Raw genomic sequence first — 22,100 nt, 5'->3', positions numbered from 1 at the left:
GCGAGCGGTCAGATGGCGTTCATCAGGGTCTTGAACAGCGCGATGATGTCGTCGCGGAGCAGGCCCAGGGTCGCGACGAGACCACCGGCGATCAGGGCGGCCAGGATCGAGTACTCGACGGCGGTCGCGCCCTCCTCCGACTGGTGCGCGGCCCGGACGTACCCGATCAGCATCTTGAAGAATTCCACAGGTTCCCCCCGAGGTCAGCGGCAGCCGGTTCCGGCGGCCAGATGCCATACACATCGGGCGGGCAAAGGTCTGCTTGAGATCGCTCATGGGTGCGGGGCGGTGGCCGTCGGTTGCGGTCCGGATCAGCGTGACGACGGCGTCGAGCCCTGCGCCAGGACCGCGCGCAGCGTGCCGGCCAGCAGGTCCGCCGAGAACGGTTTGGCCAGGAAGGGCGACCCCGCGCGGATCATGCCCTTCTTGACGGCGATGTCCTCCGGGATGCCGGAGATGTAGACGATCTTCATCTCGGGCCGGACGGCCGAGGCGGACCGGGACAGCTCCCCGCCCGAGACGCCCGGCAGGCCCAGGTCGGTCAGCAGCACGTCGATCTTGCCGCTGTGCACGCGGCAGGTCATCATCGCGCTCACCGGGTCCTTGGCGGAGAGCACGTCGAACCCGCGCATCTCGAGCATCTGCACGGTCATCTCACGCAGATCCTCGTCGTCCTCGACCAGCAGGACGACGGGGCCGGCACGTTCCGTACGGTTCCACATCGAGATCCACGCTAGCGAGGACCACCGGGGTCCCGGGCCGGGTTCGGCGAAGAACCCGGCCGTCGATCACTCAGACGTTCGGTACGGCCAGCGCCTCGTTGAGCAGGCGCCGGGCCAGCACGAGCCGATCCGCCTCCTCCTCCAACGGCAGGTCACGTACCCGGACGGGCTCTCCCGCCAGCGCCATGCGCAGCGCCGGCGCGCAGTAGGCGGGGAACCGCATCGTGCGCCCCACCAGCCGCAGCACCACGTGGTCGGCGTCGTCGGCCAGCCGCCACCGCAGGCCCTCGCGGGCGCGGATCTCGTCGTCCGGTCCGAGACCGGCCGCGAAGTCGAGCTGGGCCAGCGGGCTGACCGGCTCGGGGCGGGCCGACGGCCAGTCCCGCGCGCGCAGGCGCTCGGCCACCTCGGCCGGCTCGACGGTGCTCAGCCAGTCACGCAGGGCCTCGACCGTCTCGGTGAGCTCGGGCTCGATCGCCTCGGGATCGGAGACGTCCAGGCCGTACGGCAGGGTGGCTCGCAGGCGGGCGTCGTCCAGGGCGAGACCGAGCAGTTCCTCGACCATGGCGTAGCGGGTCATCGCCCGGACGCCGATGGTCAGGTGCAGCGAGCGGGCCCCCTGCGCCTCGGCCGAGTGCAGCCAGCCGCGGGGCAGGTAGAGCGCGTCGCCCGGCTCGAGCAGGATGTCGAAGGCGGGCTCGCCCTCGGCGGTGGCGCCGACCTCGTCGGCCCGGCCGCCCCAGGCCTGCTTCTCCAGCGGGTCGGCCAGCACCGGCTCGTGCAGCCGCCAGCGCTTGGTGCCGTCGACCTGCAGGACGAACACGTCGTGGGTGTCGTAGTGGGTGCTGAAGCCCTGGCTCTGCGGCGGGGTCAGGTAGGCGTTGACCTGCAGTGGGCGCCGCAGTTCGGCGCCGAGCCGGCGGCTGTACTCGATCAGCGGCGGCCAGAGCCGGTGCAGGCCCTGCAGGACCAGGGTGGCGCCCTCGGCGTACAACCGCATGACCTGGTCGTCGATGACCTGGTCACCGATCTCGGCTCCGGCGCCGCCCCCGCCGGTGAACCGGCCGGCCGGCAGCACGGTGCCGCGCTGGGCGACCCGCAGGAAGGGGGTCCGCAGCCCGCGGCGCGAGAGCAGCTCGTCGACCGCGGCCGGGGAGAGCAGGTCGGCGAAGCCGTCCGGGCCGGCCAGTTCGGCGGCCCGGGAGAGCAGTGGGGCGCGGCCCCAGTAGGCGGCGGCGAACTTGCCCGGTTCCACCGCCACGGCGCGGGAGAGCGCCGGGCTTTCGCCCGGCGCGTCGATCGTCATCCCGTGGTGCCCGATCAGGCGGCGGAGCCGTCGGCGCCACCGTCGTGGCCGTCCGGGTTGGCGCCGCCGTCGGCCGGGCCCTCGGCCGAGCCGTCCGCGCCGCCGTCGTGGCCGCCCGGGTTGGCGCCGCCGTCCGCGGGGCCCTCGGCCGAGCCGTCCGCGCCGCCGTCGTGGCCGCCCGGGTTGGCGCCGCCGTCGGCCGGGCCCTCGCCGGCGTTCGAGCCCGTGGTGGTGGTGATGTCGTCGTCGCTGAGAGACATGAGAGCTCCTTGGTGGTCCGTGGTGCGTGGGACCCCGCCATACCCCGTGATCATCCCGTCTAACCCGGCTGAGATCGGGGTATCGCAGGTCACGTGATGCACATCGGGACGTCGGGGTGGCAGTACAAGGACTGGCGGGGCGGTCTCTACCCCACTGGGCTGCCGCAGCGGCTCTGGCTGGAGCACTACGCGGCCCGGTTCCAGACCGTGGAAGTCAACAACGCCTTCTACCGCCTGCCCGAGCGGGAGACCTTCGAGCAGTGGCGGACGCGGACACCTGACGACTTCTGTGTCGCGGTGAAGATGAGCCGCTATCTCACCCACATCAAGCGGCTCAAGGAGCCGGCCGAGCCCGTTGCCCGCTTTTTGTCCAGGGCGGAAGGGCTGGGCGGCAAACTCGGGCCGGTGCTGATCCAGCTGCCGCCGACCCTCAAGGCGGACTTGCCGTCTTTGGACGCGACGTTGCGGCTGTTCCCGGATGATGTCCGAGTTGTCGTCGAGCCTCGGCACGACACCTGGTTCACGCCAGATCTGTGTGGTCTGTTGCGGCAAAGGCGGGCCGCGCTGTGCTGGGCCGATCGGGGCAGCCGGCCCATCACTCCCCTGTGGATCACCACCGACTTCGTGTACCTGCGGCTGCACGAGGGGCGGGCCAAGCCGTGGCCCCGATACGGCAAGGGAGCCCTGCGGGCGTGGGTGGAGCGGCTCACGGACGTACCGGAAAGCTATGTCTTCTTCAACAACGATCCCGGCGGAGCGGCGGTGATCGACGCCGCCGCGCTGGCCGCCGAGGCCGGCCGGCGTGGCCTTCACCGCACCCGCACCCCCGAGATCAAGCCCCGCCCGTAGGCTTGTCGAGGTGCGCAATCTCGAGCTGAACGGCCACGTCCCCGACCTCGGCGAGATCCATCGACTGGCCACCGTCAACTACGGCCACTTCACGTCGATGCAGGTCCGGTCGCTCGGGGTGAAGGGCCTGGCGCTGCACATGGCCCGTCTGGCCGACGGCAGCGAGGAGTTCTTCGGCTGGAAGATGGGCGTCGAGGACGAGGCCCGCGTGATCGCGCTCATCCGGCACGCCCTCGGCGATCAGCGCGACGCCTCGGTCCGGGTCTCCTTCATCCCCGGCCCCGAGGCGGACAGCCCGCCCGACGTCGTGGTGGCGGTCGGCGATCCACGGTCGTCGGATCCGGTCAAACCGTTGCGGGTACGCACCGACAGCCACCGCCGCGACTGGCCCGAGCAGAAGCACTCGGCCACCATGGGCCTGTTCGTCGCGCGCCGGCAGGCGGTCCAGGACGGATACGACGACGCCCTGTTCGTCGGCGACACCGGCCTGGTCAGCGAGGGCACGACCTGGAACGTCGCCTTCCACGACGGCCGGGAGGTGATCTGGCCGCAGGCGCCGATGCTGCGCGGCACGACCATGGTCCTGCTGCAGATCGCGATGACCATGAACGGCGTCCCGTGGTCGCTGCGCCCGGTCCCCCAGGCCGACCTGCCCGGCTTCACCGGCGCCGTCGCCGTCAACGCGACCTGCCCGGCCCAGCCGATCGCCTGGATCGACAACCAGGCCTACCCGGCCGGCGACCACCTCACGACGCTGCTGACCGACACCTGGAAGTCGGTCCCGTACGACGAGCTCTAGGGCACGAAGCCGGTCTTGTCGGCCTCGGTGATCTCGCGCAGCACGCGGGCCGGCACGCCGACCGCGATCACGCCGGCCGGTACCGAGTGGGTGACCACGCTGCCCGAGCCCACGATGGCGTCGTCGCCGATGGTCACGCCCTGGTTGATGGTGACGCCACCGCCGACCCAGACCCGGTTCCCGATGGTGACCGGTTTGGCGTAGCAGCCGCCGGCCACCCGCTCCCCCGCGTCGATGGCGTGGTTGGAGGTGTAGATGCCGACCCGCGGGCCGAAGAGCACGTGATCGCCGATGGTGATGCCGCCACCGTCGAGCATCACGCAGTCGAAGTTGGCGTAGAAGTGGTCGCCGACGCTGATGTTGAACCCGAACTCGCACCGGAACGCCGGCTCGAAGTGAGCGTCGCGCCCCACCTTCGCCAGCAGCCGCCGCAGGATCGCCTCACGCTCCTGCTGCGGCCGCCCGAAGCTCGCGTTGTACTCGTCGGTCAGCAGCACGGTCCGCTGCCGAGCCTCGACGAGCTCCACGGTCAGGTCGTTGTACATCAGCCCGGAGAGCATCCGCTCCCGCTGCGCCTCAAGCGTCACCGAGTAGTTCTATCAAAGTCGTCGCGTTGCGCTGCGCGTAGTCCGAGTAGCAGTTGTTCATGAAGACCTGGGTCCGGTCGGCGTCGGCGGCCAGTTCCCGGAGGCGGGGCGCCCAGGACTCGAGTTCCTTCTCCGAGTAGTTGTAGCCGAACTTCTCGTGGATGTCTTTGCTGGTCCACTTGTCGCTGTGGCCGTGGAAGCGGACCACCGCCAGGTCGGCCGTGGCGGCCATGATCGCAGGGATCGAGGACTTGTGGCCCTGTGGCATGTCGACGCCGACGAACGGCAGCTTGTGGGCGCGCAGGAAGTCCAGGGTCTCGTTCTGGTTACCGCCCTCGAACCACGACGCGTTGCGGAACTCGAAGACCGGGCGCAGCGGCTTGCAGCGCGACGCCACCTCGAGCAGGTATTCCTTGTTGGACTTGCGGATACCGAACCACGGCGGGAACTGGAAGAGCACCGCGCCGAGCTTGCCCGCCTCGACCAGCGGGTCCAGAGCCGAGAGGAACCGGGTCCAGATCTCCTCGTACGCCTGCGCGGGAAGGTCACCGGGGTAGACGTTCTTCTTGTCCGTCTCCGGCCGCAGATCCTTGTAGATCGCCGACACTTTCGTCGGGTGGCCGGTCAGCATGCTGAACGCCTTGATGTTGAACGTGAAGCCGTCCGGTGTGCGCTCGGCCCACAGCCGGGTCGTCTGCTCGGCCGGCGGCCCGTAGTAGGTCGAGTCGACCTCGACCACCGCGAACTGCTTCGCGTAGTACGCCAGCCGTTTCTCGGGCGTGTCCGCCGAGGCGGGATACCAGCCCGAGGCGAGCAGTGTCTTGTCCGTCCAGGACGCCGTACCGACCTCGATCGTGCCCATGGGTCTTCAAACTAGTCCGGATGGGCCGGGTCCGCCGCTCGACGAGCGGCGGACCCGGGACGCTGGTGTGCTCAGCCCGCGCGGCGCTCGCGGTTCTGCTTGCAGTGCACGCACGTGGTGGCCGACGGGAAGACCTCGAGCCGCTCCCAGGGGATCGGGTTCGAGCAGCCTTCGCAGTTGCCGTACGTGCCGTCGTCCAGGCGCGCCATGGCGTGCTCGGCCTGGGTCCGCCGGTCCAGAAGGGTCCGCAGCAGGGACGTGGCAGCGTCGCGCTCGGCCGTCTTGGACCCGCTGTCGGCCTGGTCGTCGCCGGCGGCGTCGCCGATCTCGACCAGGCGCAGCTTCTGGTTCTCGGCCACCGCTTCCTCGTACTCGGCGTTGATGTCGTCGAACCGGCCGCGCAGGATGGCCCGGATCTGTTCGATCTCCTCCGGCGTACGCCCCACCTTGGCGGCACCCTTACCCGTGATAACCGCTCCATTGACGAGCATGCGCTCCCCCTGCCCTTCTCTGCCCCTACCGGTGGGTTCCCCCGGGGACGACCCCATCGCACCGTGGTGCCGCCTGATACCCACCGCCGAAGATCCCAAACGGGGCCTCCGCTGAAAAAGTAACCGGAGCATAACTGTCAGTGGTCGGTCGCGCTACAGACTCGCTTCACCAACGTTCTTCGACGAGCGCCGGACGGCGCAGATCGTCCACCCGGACGACGACGTCGGCGAAGGAGGCGGGCGCGACCTCCTCGGCGTACCGGCGGAAGGCCGGCACCGTCCAGCGTTCCGCTTCGGGCGTACGCCGCAGCAACGCACCCTCGGACATCTCCAGGTGCACCGTCACGTCGAAGGCCAGGCCCCCGCCGAGCAGCAACGGGCCGCTGACCAGCACAACCGTGGTGTTCTCGAGCGAGACGTACGGGGACCGGGCCGCCCGGTCGGTCGACGCGTTCCACAGTTTGGTCACCACCCGGCCCGAGCCGCCGGGCCCCGTGGGGTCGAGGACTTCGCGGGCGAGCCCGGCCTCGTCGAACCAGCCGGCGTAGAAAGTGTCCGGATTGTCTCGTCCGAACTCCAGCCGCACCGAGGCCGGCCGGAGGAAGTCCGACGTGTCGATCCTCACCACCGGACGGCCCCGCTCCCGAAGCGGATCCACCAGGGAATCCGCGAGTTTTCCGGGGTCGGCCGCGGCCGGGCCGTCGACCGCAACCCGGAGGTAACTGTCGGGTTCCCGACTCATCAGGAAATCGGCCAATTCATTCACGAGGTTGCCGGTCGAGACGGGTCGCACACGCACGCCGGGAAAGACTACCCGTGGGGCTGGACGATCACCCGCGCGTCGTCGGCGAGCCGGTAGCCCACCCCGTACACCGTGGTGATGACCGGAACCGAACCGCCCAGCTTGAGTCGCAGCCGGCGCACGTGGACGTCGACCGTGCGCTCGCCGGTGTGGTCGTAGCCCCAGACGCCGGACAGCAGCTGGCCGCGGGTGAAGACGCGGCGTGGCCGCTCGGCCAGAAAGAGCAGGAGATCGAACTCGAGCCGGGTCAGCGGAAGCATCTCGCCGTCGAGCATCACCTGACGGCTGCCGGTCAGCAGGCGAATCTCGGGTCCGGCTCCCGCCTGGTCCGCCGCCAGCGGCGTTTCGACCGCGATGGTGCCCTGATTGTCCTGGACCAGCTCGCGCACGGCCTCGATCAATCGGCGGGCCTGCGGGCTGAGCGTGTCGCCGGTGAGCGGGATCGCCAAGGTCAGCGTGAGCGCGGGCGGTCTTTCGATCGCATTGACCGGCATTTCTGTTTCAGCCCCCTGGAAAAGCGAATACGACTGATCACACTCCGTAAACCGCGAACGATATTTCCGGTTTCGCAGGCGCTGGGTCAACCCGGCAACCACAGTGTGGGAAATCCGTTCCAGAACCAGCTTGCCGGACCGGAAATGCATTTTCCGAACGGATTCTGTCGACCTGATTAAGGGTCGCCGAACAGGCGTTTTTGAGACTTCGGCCACAAAAAAGCGCCGGGCTGGTTCGCCCGGCGCTTTCCTGAGGAACGTTGTTCAGTCGCCGCTCGAAATGAGCCGGCGGCCCACCGCCGCGATGAGCCGGTCGAGCTCGGAGCCGAACGGGTTGTCGTGCACCAGATAGGTCCACGTCGCGCTCGGCCGCACGATCTTGGCGCGGTCGGGCTCCCAGCCGTCGCTGAGGTCGGTCTCCTCGAACGTCTCGATGGTGCGCTTCTCGACGTCGAGCAGCAGCGTCTGGAACGCCGGCACGGCGGACCGGTGGAACTCGTCGAGCGGGTCCAGCTTGCCCAGCGCCCGCAGGTGCACACCCTCGCGCACCTCGGACAGGTAGGCCAGGTGGTCGACCCAGAGCCGGTCGAGCTGGAAGAGCGCGATGGCCCGGGCCGCCTCGGAGAGCACGTCCTCGTCGGTCTCCTTGGCCTTCTCGGGCGAGCGCTCGAGCAGCATGATCGCCGCCACCTCGGAGGTGAGCAGCCGCTCGCGGCGCTCGGCCAGGGCCACCCGCTGCTGCTCGATCACCACGCTGTAGCGCCAGGTGTTGCGATGGATCTCGTGGTTGACGCCCTCGGCCACCCGCTGGGCGTGCTCGACCGCGTAGTTGACCTGGTCGTCGTGCACGACGCCGTCCATGTCCATCCGCGGCGAGGCGGGCAGGATGTCGCCCGCGTGCCGGGTGATCAGCTCGTCCTCGAGGCTGACGAAGAAGACCGAGCCACCCGGGTCGCCCTGCCGGCCGGCGCGGCCGCGCAGCTGGTCGTCGACGCGGCGGCTGTCGTGCCGGCCGGCGCCGATCACGTAGAGGCCACCGAGCTCGACCACCCGGTCGCGGTCGGCCTCGTCGCTGCCGCCGAGCCGGATGTCGACACCACGGCCGGCCATCTGGGTCGAGACGGTGACCGCGCCCAGCGCGCCCGCCTCGGCGATGATGGCCGCCTCCTCGGCGTCGTTCTTGGCGTTGAGCACGGTGCTCGGCACGCCGGCCGCGGCCAGCTGCTTGGCCAGCAGCTCGGACGCCTTGACGTCGAGCGTGCCGACCAGCACCGGGCGGCCCTTCTCGTGCGCGATCTTGATTTCCTCGACCAGCGCCTCGTCGCGGGTGTCGTGCGCCGAGTAGATGCGGTCGGGCTCGTCCTCGCGGATGTTCTCGGTGTTCGGCGGGATGACCGCGACCTCGAGTTTGAAGTACTCGCGCAGCTGCTCGCCGACGTGCACGGCGGTCGCGGTCATGCCGCAGACCGTCTTGTAGAGGGCGATGTAGGCCTGCACGGTGATCGTGTCGAGCACCTCGCCCTCGGCGGTCTCGCTCAGGCCCTCCTTGGCCTCGACGGCCGCCTGGAGGCCGTCGGGCCAGCGCCGGCGCTGGGCGACCCGGCCGCGCATCTCGTCGATCAGCTCGACCGAGCCGTTGCGCACGATGTAGTCGACGTCGCGGCGCAGCAGGGTCTCGGCGTGCAGCGCGACGTTCACCGCCGACAGCTGCAGGACCTGGTCGTCGGCGTACAGGTCGATGCCGCCGAGCTTCTCCTCGATCTTCTTGAGGCCGGCCTCGGTGAAGGCCACGCTGCGGCCGTCCTCGGCCACCTCGTAGTCCTTGCCGTTGACCAGGTCACGGACCAGGTCGGCCGCCTCGTGCACCGGGTCGCTCTCGGACGACAGGCTGCCGGCCAGCACCATCGGCACGCGGGCCTCGTCGATCAGGATCGAGTCGGCCTCGTCGACGATCGCGGTGGCCAGCTCGCGCTGCACCCGGTCGGCCACGTCGGTGACCAGCTGGTCGCGCAGGTAGTCGAAGCCGGCCTCGCTGACCGACACGTACGTGACGTCGGCCTGGTACGCCTCGACGCGCTCGTCGTGGGTCGAGGTCTCGGTGACCCAGCCGACGGTCAGGCCGAGCAGCTTGTAGACCGGCGCCATCCACTCCGCGTCGCGGCGGGCCAGATAGTCGTTGACGGTGAGGACGTGCACCGGGCCACGGCCCAGCCGTACGTGACCGAAGGCGGCGATGACGGCGGTCAGCGTCTTGCCCTCACCGGTGGCCATCTCGGCGACCCGGCCGTCGAGCAGCGCCATCGCGCCCAGCAGCTGCACGTCGTACGGCCTCTGCTCGAGAGCACGCCAGGCGGCCTCGCGGCCGACCGAGCAGATCTCGGCGTAGTCGCTCGCCTCGTTGGCGGCGGCGGTCAGCGCCTCGTCGTCCAGCTCGCTGAGGGCCTCCGCGTGAGCTTCGATCGCCGGCAACCTCTTGCGGAGCGGCCCGAGGTCGACCGTGGTGCCCGGACGCTGCAGAAACTTGCGGAAACGGCCCTTCAGCCGCTGAGACACACCCATGGCGCGCAACGGTACTCGATTTACCTGAGCGCTAGGTCACGACACTGCCGCCTTCGCCGACGTTTGCCCCACCCGCCGGCCGGGCACCATCGTCCGACGGACCACAGCCCGAGGGGGAACGCACCTTGCCGAATCAGCTGGTGTGCCGGCCCGAACAGGCGGGCCCGGTCGCCGTGCTGCGGATCAACGGGACGCTCGACCAGCTCACCGGCGACGCCCTGCAGCAGGCGATCCGCCTGCGCCTGGCCACCGGGCCGAGCCGGTTGCTCCTCGACGTGACCGAGATGCGCGTGGGCGATCCGCTCGGGCTGACCGCGCTCAGCGCCGCGGTCTGCGAGACGGCGGAATGGCCGAACGTGCCCATCGTGGTGTGCGGCGCCGACCCCCGTACCCGGCAGACCGTCGTCGAGGCCCCCGACTGCGAGGACCTGGAGTTCGCCGACGACTGCGACGAGGCGATCGCCGAGGGCGCCGCCGAGCCCGAGCCGCCGAGCATCCACGTCCGGCTCCGGCCCGTGCCCGACGCCTGCCGCCAGGTGCGGACCCTGGTCACCCAGGCCTGCGCGAAGTGGCAGCGCGGCGAGCTGGCCGCGGTCGCCGCGCTGATCGCCACCGAGCTGGTGGCCAACGTCGTCCGGCACGCGCACACCACCATGGAGTTCACCGTGACCGCGCTGCGCGACGGGCGGTTGTGCATGAGCGTGCGCGACCACAGCCGCCGCATGCCGAAGCCGGCCGAGGCCGCGGTGACCGACGCCGGCGGGCGCGGGCTGCGCCTGGTCCGAGATCTGACCGAGGCGTGGGGTGTGCTGCCGGTGAACGACGGTAAGGTGGTCTGGACTCAGCTCAACGCCGGATGACTGTGAACCTGCATCGCGATGTGGTCGCCGTGGGCGCCTCCGCCGGAGGCGTGGAAGCTTTGCGCTCTCTGGTCGCCGGTCTTCCCCCGGGTTACCCGGGCGTCCTGCTGATCGTTCTGCACGTCGCGCGATCCGCGCCCAGCGCCCTGCCGGCGATCCTCGACCGCAGCGGCCCGCTGCCGGCCGGCGCCGCGGCCGACGGCGAGGCCCTGCGGCCCGGTCACATCTACGTCGCGTCCAGCGACCATCACCTGCTGCTGCTGGACGGCCGGCTGCGGCTCACCCGTGGCCCGGCCGAGAACGGTCACCGGCCCGCCATCGATCCGCTGTTCCGTTCGGTGGCCCGGGCCGCCGGGCCGCGCGCGGCCGGTGTGGTGCTCTCCGGCTGGCGGGACGACGGCGCCTCCGGGCTGGCGACGATCGCCGCCCAGGGCGGCGCGACGATCGTCCAGGACCCGGAGGACGCCCTCTGCCCCTGGATGCCCCGCGCCGCGTTGACCCGGGTGACTCCCGACCACGTCCTTCCCGCCGCCAAGATGGGGGCGCTGCTTTCCGGGATGGCCGACATGGACCTTCCACAGTCACACCCGCCCAACGACCGCATGCTCGAGTTCGAGGTCGCCATCACCGACCCCAGGAGCACGCTGACCACTGACACGATCGCCGAGCCGGCCGGATACGGATGTCCGTCCTGCGGCGGCAGCCTCTTTCAGGTCGAGTCGGACCCGATGCCCCGCTTCCGCTGCCGGATCGGGCACGCCTGGTCACCGGAGAGCCTGCTCGACGAGCAGGCGCTCGCCCTCGAGAGCGCCCTGTGGATCGCGCTGCGCGCGCTCGAGGAGAAGTCCGCCCTGAGCCGGCGGATGGCCGGCGGCCGGCATTCGGGCACCGGCGTCCGCCTGGAGAGCCTGGCCGACGACGCCGAAGCCGCGGCCGCCACCATCCGTAAGCTGATCGACCGGCTCGGCGAACACCAGGCTCCGGCGTGACATCCGGTAGCGTCTCTGCCGTGCAGCCGGCCGATCCCCACTTCGAGGCGCTTCTGGTCTACCTGAAAGAGTCGCGCGGTTTCGACTTCACCGGGTACAAGAGGTCGAGCCTCATGCGGCGGGTCAACCGCCGGATGAGCCAGGTGAACGTCGGCGACTACCTGGAATACCTCGACTTCCTTCAGGTGCACCCGGAAGAGTTCACCGCGCTCTTCAACACGGTCCTGATCAACGTCACCGCCTTCTTCCGCGACGGCGACGCCTGGGACTTCCTGAGCAAAGAGGTGCTCACCCCGATCATCGAGGCCAAGGCCGACAACGCGCCGATCCGGGTGTGGTGCGCCGGCTGCGCCTCCGGCGAGGAGGCGTACACCCTGGCCATCGTCCTGGCCGAGGTGCTCGGCGTCGACGGGTTCAAGGACCGGGTCAAGATCTACGCCACCGACGTCGACGAGGAGCAGCTCAACGAGGCCCGTCAGGCCACCTACGGCGAACGCCAGATGCAGGGCGTGCCGCCGGAGTTGATCGAACGCTACTTCGAACCGGTGAGCGGTGGCCGCTTCGCGTTCCGCAAGGATCTGCGGCGTTCGGTCATCTTCGGCCGCAACGACCTGGTGCAGGACGCCCCGATCTCCCGGATCGACCTGCTCACCTGCCGTAACACGCTGATGTACTTCAACGCCGAGACCCAGGCCAAGATCCTCGGCCGGTTCCACTTCGCGCTGCGCGACGCCGGCGTGCTCTTCCTCGGCAAGGCCGAGATGCTGCTCAGCCACACCAGCCTCTTCTCGCCGATCGACCTCAAGCGCCGGGTCTTCCGCCGCGTGCCCCGGCTCTACGCGACCCCCGGCGTGGCGTTCTCCGAGCCCGCGCAGGCGAGCGGCCTGCCCGTGACCGGCCTCGACGAGCTGCGCAACGAGGTCTTCGCGGCCAGCCCGCTGGCCCAGCTCTCGCTCACCTCCGACGGCATGATCGCGCTCTCCAACCGTCAACTCGAGACGATCTTCGGGGTCTCCTCCCGCGACATCGGCCGGCCGTTCCGTGACCTCGAGCTCTCCTACCGCCCGGTCGAGCTGCGCCGCTTCATCGAGCAGGCCCAGCTCGAGCGCCGCACGCTGCGCATCCCGGACGTCGAGTTTCAGCGCGGCTCCGAGCAGCTCAACCTCGAGGTCCAGGTCAGCCCGCTGGCCGGCGCCGACGGCAGCCTGCTCGGCGTCAACATCATCTTCCACGACGTCACCGCCTCCCGGCGCCTCAAGGACGAGCTCGAACACGCCAACCAGCAGCTCGAGGCGGCGTACGAGGAGCTTCAGTCGACCAACGAGGAGCTGGAGACCACCAACGAAGAGCTCCAGTCCACGGTCGAGGAGCTGGAGACCACCAACGAAGAGCTCCAGTCCACCAACGAGGAACTGGAGACGATGAACGAGGAGCTGCAGTCCACCAACGACGAGCTGCAGAGCATCAACGACCAGCTGCGGATCAGCAGCACCCAGCTCGACGAGGCCAACGACTTCCTCGAGACGGTGCTGACCAGCATGCAGGCGGGCGTCGCGGTGGTCGACCCCGACCTGCGGATCCGCATGTGGAACAGCCGGGCCGAGGACCTGTGGGGTCTGCGCTCCAGCGAGGTGATCGGCCAGCACTTCCTCAACCTCGACATCGGCCTGCCGATCGACCAGCTCCGCCCGCTGCTGCGCGGTGCTCTCGGCGCCGACGGGGAGAACGCCGAGATGCAGGTCGCCGCGGTCAACCGGAGGGGCAAGGCGATTTCCGTACGGGTGGCCTGCACGCCCCTGCGGCGCCGGGAGGGTGGCGCCCGTCCCGAGGGTGCGATCATTGTCATGGAGACAGCGGCCACCGAGTCTTCATGAACCGTTTGGCCTCCAGCCCCCGGGGTATCCGGCGGTCGGTCGGAGTGGAGGTGGGGACATGGCCATCGAGTACGAGGTCACGGGCACCACGTCCGAGCTGACCGTCCGGTTGAGCGGCGCGCTAGGCCTGACCGACGTGGCGGACGTGCACATTCATCTGCTCAAAGCGCTGGCCGAGCAGCCCGAGGCGGTGCTGGTGGACGTCTCGGCGCTCACCGTCGACCAGCCGCTGGCGCTCGCCGTCTTCACCGCCGCCAGCCGCCAGGCCGCCCGCTGGCCCGGCATCCCGGTGCTGGTCTACGGCGCCCAGCCGCCGGTCCACGCCCTTCTGACCGGTCCCGCCTATCACCGGCTGCCCGTCTTCGCCGGTGTGGAAGCCGCCCGGGCCGCGGTCGGTGCCACGCTCCCGGCGCTCTCCGAGGAGCTGCTGCCGGTGACCGGGGCGCCCCGGCACGCCCGCGACGTCGCCACCGAGGCCTGCCTGCGCTGGGACCTGCCCGGCCTGGTCGCACCGGCCAGCCTGATCGCGAACGAGCTGGTCAGCAACGTGGTCGACCACGCGCACACGATGATGACGCTGCGCGTGTCGCTGCGGCCGCGCTACCTCAACATCGCCGTACGGGACGGTTCGCCGGCCGAACCCCTGCGGCCCGGCCCGGCCGTCGCCGGCCTCAACCGCGGGCGCGGCCTGCTGCTGGTCGACGCGTCGGCCCACGCCTGGGGCTGGATGCCGTCGGCCGACGGCAAGGTGGTCTGGGCCTCCTTGGCCCGCCCCCGCGACTGACCGGCGGGACTGGCCTCAGGTGAGCAGACCGGCCAGGCCGGTCACGGCCAGGATTCCCGAGACGTACGGCTGGGCGGCGCTCAGCCGCAACTCGACCTCGGCCACGGACGCGGCCGACGCGGCGTCCACCAGCACGGCGATGCCGGCCGCGTCGAGCAGCGGCACCCCCGACAGGTCGATCACGACGGGCTCGTCACCGGCCATGCCGATCGCATGCCGCAGACTGAGGCGCAGCCGCTCGGCGGTGTCCCGGTCGACTTCGCCCCGGACCCGGGCCAGCACCACGCCGCCCTCGCGGGTGGTCAGAACCTCCATGGGGCTGCGCTCAGGCCGCGACTCGGCACCCTCCCACCGCGGCGGGACGTCACTCAGCATCGCCTCACGCAGCCAGGTCAGCGCCCGGGTGAGCAGCCGCGACACGTGCATCTGAGAGATGCCCAGCTCGGCCGCGATCTCGGCCTGGGTCCGGTTGCCGTAGAACCGCAGCGCCAGCATCCGCCGCTCCCGCGCGGGCAGCCGCAACAGCAGGTCGGCCACTGTCACCTTGTCGTCGACCAGTTCCAGGTCGCTGTCGACGCCACCGATCAGGTCGCCGAACTCGGCCGCCCCCTCACCACCCATGGGCGCGTTGAGCGACGAGGGCGCGTACCCGGCCGACGACTCCATCGCCTCCAGGACGGCGCCGACCTCGACATGAAGCCGCTCGGCGATCTCGACGGCCGTCGGCGTCCGCGACAGCATGCTGGTCAGCACCATCGTCGCGTGCCCGACCTCGAGACTGAGATCCTGAAGCCGCCGCGGAACGTGCACGCCCCAGGTCTTGTCCCGGAAGTGCCGCTTGATCTCCCCCGAGATGGTGATGACGGCGTACGCGGTGAACGACCCCCGCTCGGGGTCGTACCGGTCGACGGCCTTCACCAGTCCCAGCCGGGCCACCTGCTCGATGTCCTCGAAGGTCTCGCCGCGCCCCCGGTAGCGCCGGGCCATCCGCCCGGCGAAGGGCAGACAGAGCCGGGTGAGCTGCTCGCGCAGCGCGGCCCGCTCACTTTCCGGCGAGTCCTGCGCTCTTTCGGCGTACGCCAGGGCGGCGGCGTCCAGGTCGTCGAGCCCGTCGCCCACCTTGTGCCCCGGTAGGTCCTGCTGTCGAGCCTTCACGTCGCGGCTCTCCCCTCGACGACCGAGCCGCCCGGCCCGGCCACGCCGGGACACGACCCCCCGGCCGCACGTCTGTCGGGCAGCCGAGGTCATCGACCCGACCGCCCTCTCGGCGACGTTACTGCCCGATGTGCCGAGACCACAAACACTTGTAGAAGTGCAATAAATTTTCCCCCGTCAGGCGGACGGCCCGTCCGCCCCGTCAGGCTGCCCATCGTCACCACCGAGCGGCCGGTTGACCTGCCCCATGTTCGGCGCCTCGAGCCGCGGCCGGTTAGGACGCCCCGCACCCCCAGCGGGCACGTGCCCCGCCTCGGGCGCCCGGTTGAGCAGCCCGGATCCTTCGCCCGGCGCCCGGTTCAACTGCCCGGCGTTTTCCGCCCGGTTCAGCTGCCCCGCGTTTTCCGCCCGGTTGAACTGCCCCGCGTTTTCTGCCCGGCCGAACTGCCCCGCGCCCTCGGACGGTGCCGGGTTCGGGCCGGCGGCGCGGATCCCCAGCCCACTGGGCGCGTCATCGATCCCGCCACCGAATCGCACGGCATTCCCCTCGCCGCCCCCGGCGGGGGCGCTCGGCGCCGGACTCCGGCCGGGAAGGCCACTGGGGGCGCTGTCATTCGTACCCGGAAGAACAAACGGCGCGTCCGCCCCACTTCGGCCGGCTCCCGGCCCGGAGGTACCGGCTCGAGGCAACCCGCTGGGCTCCGCCGCCGGCCCGAATCCGCCCGCAGCGGGCTCTGGCGGGCGCCCCGCTCCAAGCAGCCCGGAAGGGGCCGGCGCTCCCCCCGCCTGCCGCCCGGCCGGCTGGCCGGCCACTCCTTGCTGGCTCGCCACTCCTTGCTGGCCCGCCACTCCTTGCTGGCCCGCCACTCCTTGCTGACCCGACACCGGCGGCGCGAACGGCGCGGGAGCACCAGCCATCCCCTGCGGAACCGGCGCGGCAGACGGTTCGGCGGCCTCCGCCGGAGTGCCGAATCGAACTGGCGCCCCCGACAGCCCGGACGGAACATCAGGAGACCCAAATGGTCCCGGAGCCGCGGGAGCCCCCGCGGCGGCCGAAACACTGGGCTGCCCGAACGCAGCCGATGGGTTGAACGTGGCTGGAGCAGCGCTCGCCTCGAACGGGGCCGGGGCGGCCGACGGGCCAGACGCAGCTGCGGCAGCCGAGGGGTCAGACGTGGCCGGCGCCGAGGACAGACCAGACGCAGCCGGAGGTTCGAACGTGGCCGGAGCAATCGGCGGCTCGAACCCGGCCGGGGCGGCCGTCAGGCCTGACGCGGCCGACGGACCGGACGCGGCCGGAGAAGCCGATGGGTTGAAGGCCGCCGGGGCGGCCGGTGGCTCGAAACGCTGGGCGGACACCGGAGGCTCGAACGGCGGCGGGGTCAGCGGCTGCGGCGGGCGGTCCTCGGCGGACGGAGCCGGCTCCGGCATCGGGCGCGCGGGGGGCGACACCGGCTTGCCGACGGCGGCCGGGTAGCCGTTGCGCGCCGACGGCGTGAAGCGCGGGGCATCCAACGGCCGATTCTGGCGCCAGTCCGGCGGCAGCGAAGGAACCGGCATACCGGGCGGCGTCACCGGAGGAGCCGAACCTACCGGCCCGGCCGGCTGCCGAACGTCTCCCTCGACCGGCGGCTCGTTCGGTTCCGTCGCAGCCACCCGCGGCAGTGACGGGGAGGGCTCGCCCGCCGAAAGCGTGGCCTCGGCCGGCCATGGGTGCTCCAAGCGAATGTCGTCCGCCCGGAGATTCGGCGACTCGGCGACGTGATCGTCGGCCGCCGGTGCCGGAGGAGGCGTTTCGAATGAGAGGGCAACCGTCTTCGATGGTCCGCTCACGAAGCCGGAACCAACCGTAGGATCGGAGCCCGCCGGGCTGTCTTCGGGCGCCCCGCGAAGGCCGCCGCCCCGGTCCTCCCCCCATCGCGGAAGCTCGGCGCTCAGCCCAGGCACCACCGGCTCAGCGGCCGCCGGGGCTTCCCGCCCGAAGCCATCGCGAACCCCCAGACCCGATCCAGGGACTTCCCGAGTCATAGGGCTGGACGCGGAGGCATCCCGAGCGCCGAGGCCCAACCCGGAAACCTCCCGAGCGGCCAGTTCCGGCGCTGAAGCATCCCGAACGCTGAGGCCTGACCCGGAAACCTCTCCGGCGGTAAGGCCGGACGCGGAAGCATCCCCGAGGGCGGGGCCGGAAGCGGAGGGCTCCCATGCCGCGGAAGGAGACGCCGGGGATTCCCAAGGCGCGGGCGCGGTGGGCTCCCAAACAGCCGCGCTCGGTGCTGCGGGAGAGGCCAGGCGGTGGGCGCCTTCGTCGGGCCGGGCACGGTGCGGCGCGCCGAAAGCGGGCGGCTCAAGATCAAAGGGAGGCGGCTCAAGATCGAAGCGAGGCGGCTCAAGATCGAAGGACGGCGGCTCAGAATCGAGGGCGGGCGGCTCGGGATGAACCGCGGCCGGACCGTACAGCTGGGTGTCGTAAGTCGGTGGCTTCGGTGGTGCCGGCGCGTAGTCGCCCGGTGAGGCGTGTGTGGCGTAGTAGGGCGGCGAATACCCGAAGTACGCCGAGGATGCCGGCCCGGCCGGCTCCGGAGATCCCCGTCCCTGCCGGGACGCCGACACCAGGCCCGAGGCCTCGGCCAAGCCGGCCGCCTCCAGGACCTCGGCGGCGGCGCGGCCGGCGGCGCACGGCAACGGTTCGCCGCAGGAGGGGCACGCCGTCTCGCCGCGGGCGCCCGCGTGGGCTTCGAGCATTTCCCGGGCGGTGCGCGCGAGGACGCTGTCCGGGTTCACGAACGCCTTCGTCGGTGCCACTGTTTCCCGCCCCCATCGCGCCTCGGCGAACCTGAGAACAGTTCACCGCCGGAGGAGGGCGATTCGCGCGATTTTCCGTAGATCGGGGACGGGCGGGGCGAACGAGCCGAAATTTCCGGGCGATAGCGCAGGTGGGCGCGATGAGAAGCCCTCAAGATCGATGCGGGGCGAACAAATTCACTCACGGTGTGGATCTAGTTGCGCTCCGTACGATGTGAATACTTCTCAGGAGGTGATCCCCCATGGACGACGTCGAGCTGCACCGCGAGCAGATCCTCCGGCACGTCAGCCCCGTCATCACCGGCCGGTTCGCCGGCTTCCAGGCCTCGTACACCCGGCAGGTCAAGATCGGGCAATCCGCCCTGATGGCGATCTTCGTGGCGGCCGGCATCACCCAGATGATCGGCTCGCTCCTGCGGATGCGCGGTCCCCGGCGCAGCTTCAAGGAGCTCAAGAAGGGTCCCGAGTTCCTGGTCACCCCGGTGCGGATCCGCGACGATCTCGGCCAGACCTACGAGGTCGAGATGCACGGGCAACTGCCCCAGTCGGCGCTGCACCGCGGTGATCTCGTGCAGGCCACCACGGCGCCGCAGAAGGACCACACCCTTCCCGTACGCCTGGTGCGGGTCATCAACCTCACGACGATGCAACCCCTGACGCCGCGCATCCCCACCATGTGGTCGCACCTCGGACCGGCGCTGCTCCTTCAGGCGATCCTCGGCGTCGCCGTGGTCGCCGCCCTGCTGGCCCTGGCTCTGGCCTAGAACCGCCTCAGAGCTTGTCGAGCGGGACCGCGTTGGCCATCGCCTGCATGCCGGCGTCGTTCGGGTGCAGGTGGTCGCCGCCGTCGAAGTCGGCGCGGAGCCGGCGCGGCTCGCCCGGATCGCGTACGGCCCGGTCGAAGTCGGCCATCCCGTCGAAGGCGCCGCCACCGCCGGCCCGGATCCAGTCGTTGACCCGCACGCGCACCCGGTCGAGCGCGGGCGACCAGGCTCGCCAGCCGTGGAACGGCGTCAGCGTGCCGACGACGACCCGCAGGCCGTGGGCGCGGGCGCGGGCCGCCAGGTGGGCCAGGCCGGCCCGGATCCGCGCCGGGTCGCCCTGCCGCGGCTGCTGCATGATGTCGTTGATCCCGAACAGGATGATCACCGCGCGGGCGCCGGACTGCTCGAGGACGTCCCCGGCGAACCGGGACTGACCGGAGCGCCCGGCCCTGGAGGCGATTCTGGTGTACGGATGTCCGGCGTCCAGCAGGAGACGATTGCCGCCGATGCCCACGTTGGCCACGCCGTAGTCCGGCTCGGGGCCGGCCGCCAGGCGGGCGGCGAGCAGGTCGGGCCAGCGGTGGTTGCCGCCCCGGACGGTGGCCGAGCCGTCGGTGATCGAGTCGCCGAACGCCACGACCGTGCCGGCCGCACCGGCCACGTCGACCCCGGCGACATAGAACCAGGCCGTGGTCCGCGCGGTGAACGGCTCGCTCGTGGGGTCGGCCGCGACGTCCATCGCGGCCGGGCTGACGAACGACACCTGCCGGCCGTTGACGTGCCAGGTCGACAGCGGGGGCCGGACCGGCGTCCAGACGGTGACCAGCAGGTCGGTGTCGGCCGGAACGTCGAGCGCGACCGGATCGCTGAGAACATCGGCGCCGGCCGGAACCGAGACCCGTTTGATGCCGTTGAACAGGACGTCGCGCAGCGTGCCGGGCGCGGCGCCGCCGTCGCTCGCGTCGACCGAGCCGTCGCGACGGCCGCCCGCGTGCGCCGAGACGGCGACGGTGACGTGCCCGAGGAGGAGGGGGCCGGCACCGAAGCGGTTGGTGAGCCGGACGCGGACCTTCGGGCCGCCCACCGTCGTGTGCACCACGTTGCGGACGGTGTGGCCGGGCGGTCCATTGCGGAATCCGGACGAGGGCGCGGCGGCCCAGGCCGTGGACCACTCCGGACCCGACAGCACGGCCGCCGTGGCCTGAGGCGCGGGCGGGGCCGCGCGCAGCGGTCCGAGGGCCACATAGGTGACGGTGAGAATCGTGGACAGGACGGAGACCGCCACGACGCCGATGAGCAAGCGCCGCATTCTCACGCTGCAACCCTCCCCAGGGTCTCGTCCGGATGAAAACCGGCACAGCCGGGTACCGCTGGTGTGTCGTTCCCCGGCGTCAACCTTCATCACATCGACGAGGATGGAAGGGACACCCTGTGCGATCTCATGCTTTGGTGTCGTCTGGCGCGACACGCTGAGCGTGTGGGACTTTGAAGCTCGTCGGAGAAAGGTGGTGTGCCATGGGCGAGGAAGTCGAGAAGACCAACTTCACCCGTGAGGACCGCGCCAAGTACAGGCACAAGATCCGACGGAGTCTGGACGTGTTCGCGGCGATGCTGCGCGAGTCGCGTTTCGAGTTCGAGCGGCCGCTCACCGGCATGGAGATCGAGCTCAACCTCATCGACGAGCGGGCCGACCCGGCGATGCGCAACTCCGAGGTGCTCGGCGCCATCGCGGATCCGGACTTCCAGACCGAGCTGGGCCAGTTCAACATCGAGATAAACGTCCCGCCGCGGCGGCTGGCCGGCGACGAGAACGTCGATCTCGAGCGCAGCCTGCGGGCCAGTCTGAACAACGCCGAGACCCACGCCCGCAAGGTCGGCGCGCACACCGTGATGATCGGCATCCTGCCGACGTTGCGGCGCGAGCACATGACGCTGGAGGCGCTGTCGGCCAACCCGCGGTACAAGGTGCTCAACGAGCAGATCTTCGCGGCCCGCGGCGAGGACCTCGACATCCGCATCGACGGCGTCGACCGGCTCGCGGTCACCACCGACACCATCGCGCCCGAGTCGGCCTGCACCAGCACCCAGTTCCACCTGCAGGTGAGCCCGGCGCAGTTCGCCGCGTACTGGAACGCGGCCCAGGTCATCGCCGGCGTGCAGGTCGCCCTGGGCGCCAACGCCCCGCTGCTGTTCGGCCGGGAGCTGTGGCGCGAGACGCGCATCCCGCTGTTCGAGCAGGCCACCGACACCCGGTCCGAGGAGATAAGGGCACAGGGGGTACGCCCGCGGGTGTGGTTCGGCGAGCGATGGATCACCAGCGTGTTCGACCTGTTCGAGGAGAACGTGCGCTACTTCCCGGCCCTGCTGCCGATCTGCGACGAGGCCGACCCGTCCGAGATCCTCGAGCGCGGCGAGATCCCCGAGCTGTCCGAGTTGCGGCTGCACAACGGCACCATCTACCGCTGGAACCGGCCCATCTACGCCGTGGTGAAGGGCCGCCCGCATCTGCGGGTGGAGAACCGGGTGCTTCCGGCCGGCCCCACCGTGGTCGACACGATGGCCAACGCGGCCTTCTATTACGGCCTGATCCGCACCCTGGCCGAGGCCGAGCGCCCACTGTGGACGCAGATGAGCTTCAGCGCGGCCGAGGAGAACTTCCACACCTGCGCCCGGCACGGCATCGACGCCAGCGTGTTCTGGCCCGGCCTCGGCTACATCCAGGTCACCGAACTGGTGCTGCGCCGGCTGCTGCCGATGGCCCATCAGGGCCTCGAGAAGTGGGGCGTCTCGGCCAGCGAGCGCGACCGCCTGCTCGGCATCATCGAGCAGCGCTGCCTGACCCACCGAAACGGGGCCGCGTGGCAGGTGCAGACCCTGCACGCGCTGGAGGCCGACGGCAACGACCGCCAGGAGGCGCTGCACGAGATGCTTCGGCGCTACCTTCCGCTGATGCACGAGAACCTCCCCGTCCACGAGTGGCCCTATCCGTCCTGATTCTCAGCGCCAGAAGTCGGATATGTCTCACGTTCGGCCGACAACCTGACATTTGCTGCACCTTTCGTCGCACCGGCCCCCCCGGCCGGTGCGACGCAGCACACCCCCCGGCAAGCAAAGTAGATCAAACCCGGTGAAAGACACCCC

At 70.7% G+C, this 22,100-nt stretch carries 21 protein-coding genes; 8 read left to right on the top strand and 13 right to left on the bottom strand.

Annotated features, from left to right (window positions below; translation table 11 throughout):
* Window positions 1–8: 8 nt before the first annotated feature.
* The 4 genes from AB0C26_RS30355 to AB0C26_RS30340 all read right to left on the bottom strand — a co-directional run bounded on the left by AB0C26_RS30355 (window position 9) and on the right by AB0C26_RS30340 (window position 2,288).
* Window positions 9–188, bottom strand: coding sequence for a Flp family type IVb pilin (locus AB0C26_RS30355; protein ID WP_360254432.1), 180 nt, complete (start codon window positions 186–188; stop codon window positions 9–11).
* Window positions 189–311: 123 nt separating this feature from the next.
* Window positions 312–722 carry a response regulator gene (locus AB0C26_RS30350; protein ID WP_360254430.1) on the bottom strand — a complete coding sequence of 137 codons (411 nt, stop codon included), beginning with the start codon at window positions 720–722 and terminating at the stop codon, window positions 312–314.
* Between the two features lie 70 nt (window positions 723–792).
* Window positions 793–2,028, bottom strand: coding sequence for a JmjC domain-containing protein (locus tag AB0C26_RS30345; RefSeq protein ID WP_360254428.1), 1,236 nt, complete (start codon window positions 2,026–2,028; stop codon window positions 793–795).
* Between the two features lie 14 nt (window positions 2,029–2,042).
* Entirely contained in the window at window positions 2,043–2,288 is a 246-nt protein-coding gene (locus AB0C26_RS30340) for a hypothetical protein (RefSeq protein WP_360254426.1), read from the bottom strand.
* A gap of 96 nt (window positions 2,289–2,384) precedes the next feature.
* On the opposite strand from AB0C26_RS30340, the gene AB0C26_RS30335 reads away from it, so the two are divergent.
* On the top strand, window positions 2,385–3,137 hold the full coding sequence (locus AB0C26_RS30335) for a DUF72 domain-containing protein (RefSeq protein ID WP_360254784.1): 753 nt from the start codon (window positions 2,385–2,387) through the stop codon (window positions 3,135–3,137).
* A gap of 10 nt (window positions 3,138–3,147) precedes the next feature.
* Entirely contained in the window at window positions 3,148–3,936 is a 789-nt protein-coding gene (locus AB0C26_RS30330; RefSeq protein WP_360254424.1) for an aminotransferase class IV, read from the top strand.
* Here AB0C26_RS30330 and AB0C26_RS30325 read toward each other — a convergent pair.
* From AB0C26_RS30325 to secA2, 6 genes are all read right to left on the bottom strand, one after another.
* Entirely contained in the window at window positions 3,933–4,523 is a 591-nt protein-coding gene (locus AB0C26_RS30325; RefSeq protein ID WP_360254422.1) for a sugar O-acetyltransferase, read from the bottom strand. The two genes, AB0C26_RS30330 and AB0C26_RS30325, sit on opposite strands and share 4 nt — an antisense overlap.
* The gene (locus AB0C26_RS30320; RefSeq protein ID WP_360254420.1) at window positions 4,513–5,385 is read right to left on the bottom strand and encodes a DUF72 domain-containing protein; all 873 of its coding nucleotides are present in this window, start codon (window positions 5,383–5,385) and stop codon (window positions 4,513–4,515) included. Before AB0C26_RS30320 ends, AB0C26_RS30325 begins: the two co-directional genes overlap by 11 nt.
* Window positions 5,386–5,456: 71 nt before the next feature.
* Window positions 5,457–5,876: a TraR/DksA C4-type zinc finger protein gene (locus AB0C26_RS30315; protein ID WP_360254418.1), complete on the bottom strand. Its 420-nt coding sequence runs from the start codon at window positions 5,874–5,876 to the stop codon at window positions 5,457–5,459.
* 166 nt (window positions 5,877–6,042) lie between these two features.
* Window positions 6,043–6,675 (bottom strand): uridine kinase, encoded by a 633-nt coding sequence (locus AB0C26_RS30310; RefSeq protein ID WP_360254416.1) that lies wholly within the window; start codon window positions 6,673–6,675, stop codon window positions 6,043–6,045.
* Between the two features lie 11 nt (window positions 6,676–6,686).
* Window positions 6,687–7,322: a winged helix-turn-helix domain-containing protein gene (locus AB0C26_RS30305; RefSeq protein ID WP_360254414.1), complete on the bottom strand. Its 636-nt coding sequence runs from the start codon at window positions 7,320–7,322 to the stop codon at window positions 6,687–6,689.
* A 114-nt stretch (window positions 7,323–7,436) separates the two neighbouring features.
* Window positions 7,437–9,731 (bottom strand): accessory Sec system translocase SecA2, encoded by a 2,295-nt coding sequence (gene secA2, locus AB0C26_RS30300; protein ID WP_360254412.1) that lies wholly within the window; start codon window positions 9,729–9,731, stop codon window positions 7,437–7,439.
* A gap of 125 nt (window positions 9,732–9,856) precedes the next feature.
* On the opposite strand from secA2, the gene AB0C26_RS30295 reads away from it, so the two are divergent.
* From AB0C26_RS30295 to AB0C26_RS30280, 4 genes are read left to right on the top strand one after another with little or no spacing between them, the layout of a single operon-like run.
* A complete protein-coding gene (locus AB0C26_RS30295; RefSeq protein WP_360254410.1) occupies window positions 9,857–10,591 on the top strand; it encodes an ATP-binding protein in 735 nt (244 codons plus the stop codon).
* A complete protein-coding gene (locus tag AB0C26_RS30290; RefSeq protein ID WP_360254408.1) occupies window positions 10,588–11,580 on the top strand; it encodes a chemotaxis protein CheB in 993 nt (330 codons plus the stop codon). Before AB0C26_RS30295 ends, AB0C26_RS30290 begins: the two co-directional genes overlap by 4 nt.
* A 20-nt stretch (window positions 11,581–11,600) precedes the next feature.
* The gene (locus tag AB0C26_RS30285) at window positions 11,601–13,454 is read left to right on the top strand and encodes a CheR family methyltransferase (RefSeq protein ID WP_360254406.1); all 1,854 of its coding nucleotides are present in this window, start codon (window positions 11,601–11,603) and stop codon (window positions 13,452–13,454) included.
* A 58-nt stretch (window positions 13,455–13,512) separates the two neighbouring features.
* Window positions 13,513–14,238, top strand: a complete 726-nt coding sequence (locus AB0C26_RS30280) for an ATPase (protein WP_360254404.1) — start codon at window positions 13,513–13,515, stop codon at window positions 14,236–14,238.
* Window positions 14,239–14,253: 15 nt separating this feature from the next.
* Here the strand turns inward: AB0C26_RS30280 and AB0C26_RS30275 are convergent, their stop codons facing one another.
* Together AB0C26_RS30275 and AB0C26_RS30270 are read right to left on the bottom strand one after the other, a co-directional pair.
* Window positions 14,254–15,393 (bottom strand): SigB/SigF/SigG family RNA polymerase sigma factor, encoded by a 1,140-nt coding sequence (locus AB0C26_RS30275; RefSeq protein WP_360254402.1) that lies wholly within the window; start codon window positions 15,391–15,393, stop codon window positions 14,254–14,256.
* 177 nt (window positions 15,394–15,570) lie between these two features.
* Complete coding sequence (locus AB0C26_RS30270; protein WP_360254400.1) at window positions 15,571–15,930, bottom strand: hypothetical protein; 360 nt, start codon at window positions 15,928–15,930, stop codon at window positions 15,571–15,573.
* A 2,507-nt stretch (window positions 15,931–18,437) separates the two neighbouring features.
* Here AB0C26_RS30270 and AB0C26_RS30265 point away from each other — a divergent pair.
* Window positions 18,438–18,959, top strand: coding sequence for a hypothetical protein (locus AB0C26_RS30265; protein WP_360254398.1), 522 nt, complete (start codon window positions 18,438–18,440; stop codon window positions 18,957–18,959).
* A gap of 7 nt (window positions 18,960–18,966) precedes the next feature.
* Here the strand turns inward: AB0C26_RS30265 and AB0C26_RS30260 are convergent, their stop codons facing one another.
* A complete protein-coding gene (locus tag AB0C26_RS30260) occupies window positions 18,967–20,268 on the bottom strand; it encodes a GDSL-type esterase/lipase family protein (protein WP_360254782.1) in 1,302 nt (433 codons plus the stop codon).
* A gap of 206 nt (window positions 20,269–20,474) precedes the next feature.
* On the opposite strand from AB0C26_RS30260, the gene AB0C26_RS30255 reads away from it, so the two are divergent.
* Window positions 20,475–21,953 carry a glutamate--cysteine ligase gene (locus tag AB0C26_RS30255; protein WP_360254396.1) on the top strand — a complete coding sequence of 493 codons (1,479 nt, stop codon included), beginning with the start codon at window positions 20,475–20,477 and terminating at the stop codon, window positions 21,951–21,953.
* Window positions 21,954–22,100 lie beyond the last annotated feature (147 nt).

Source organism: Actinoplanes sp. NPDC048796 (assembly GCF_040650035.1).
Classification (GTDB): domain Bacteria; phylum Actinomycetota; class Actinomycetes; order Mycobacteriales; family Micromonosporaceae; genus Actinoplanes.
The sequence above is the reverse complement of the archived record's forward strand: the minus strand, read 5'-3'. Positions and strand labels throughout refer to the sequence as shown.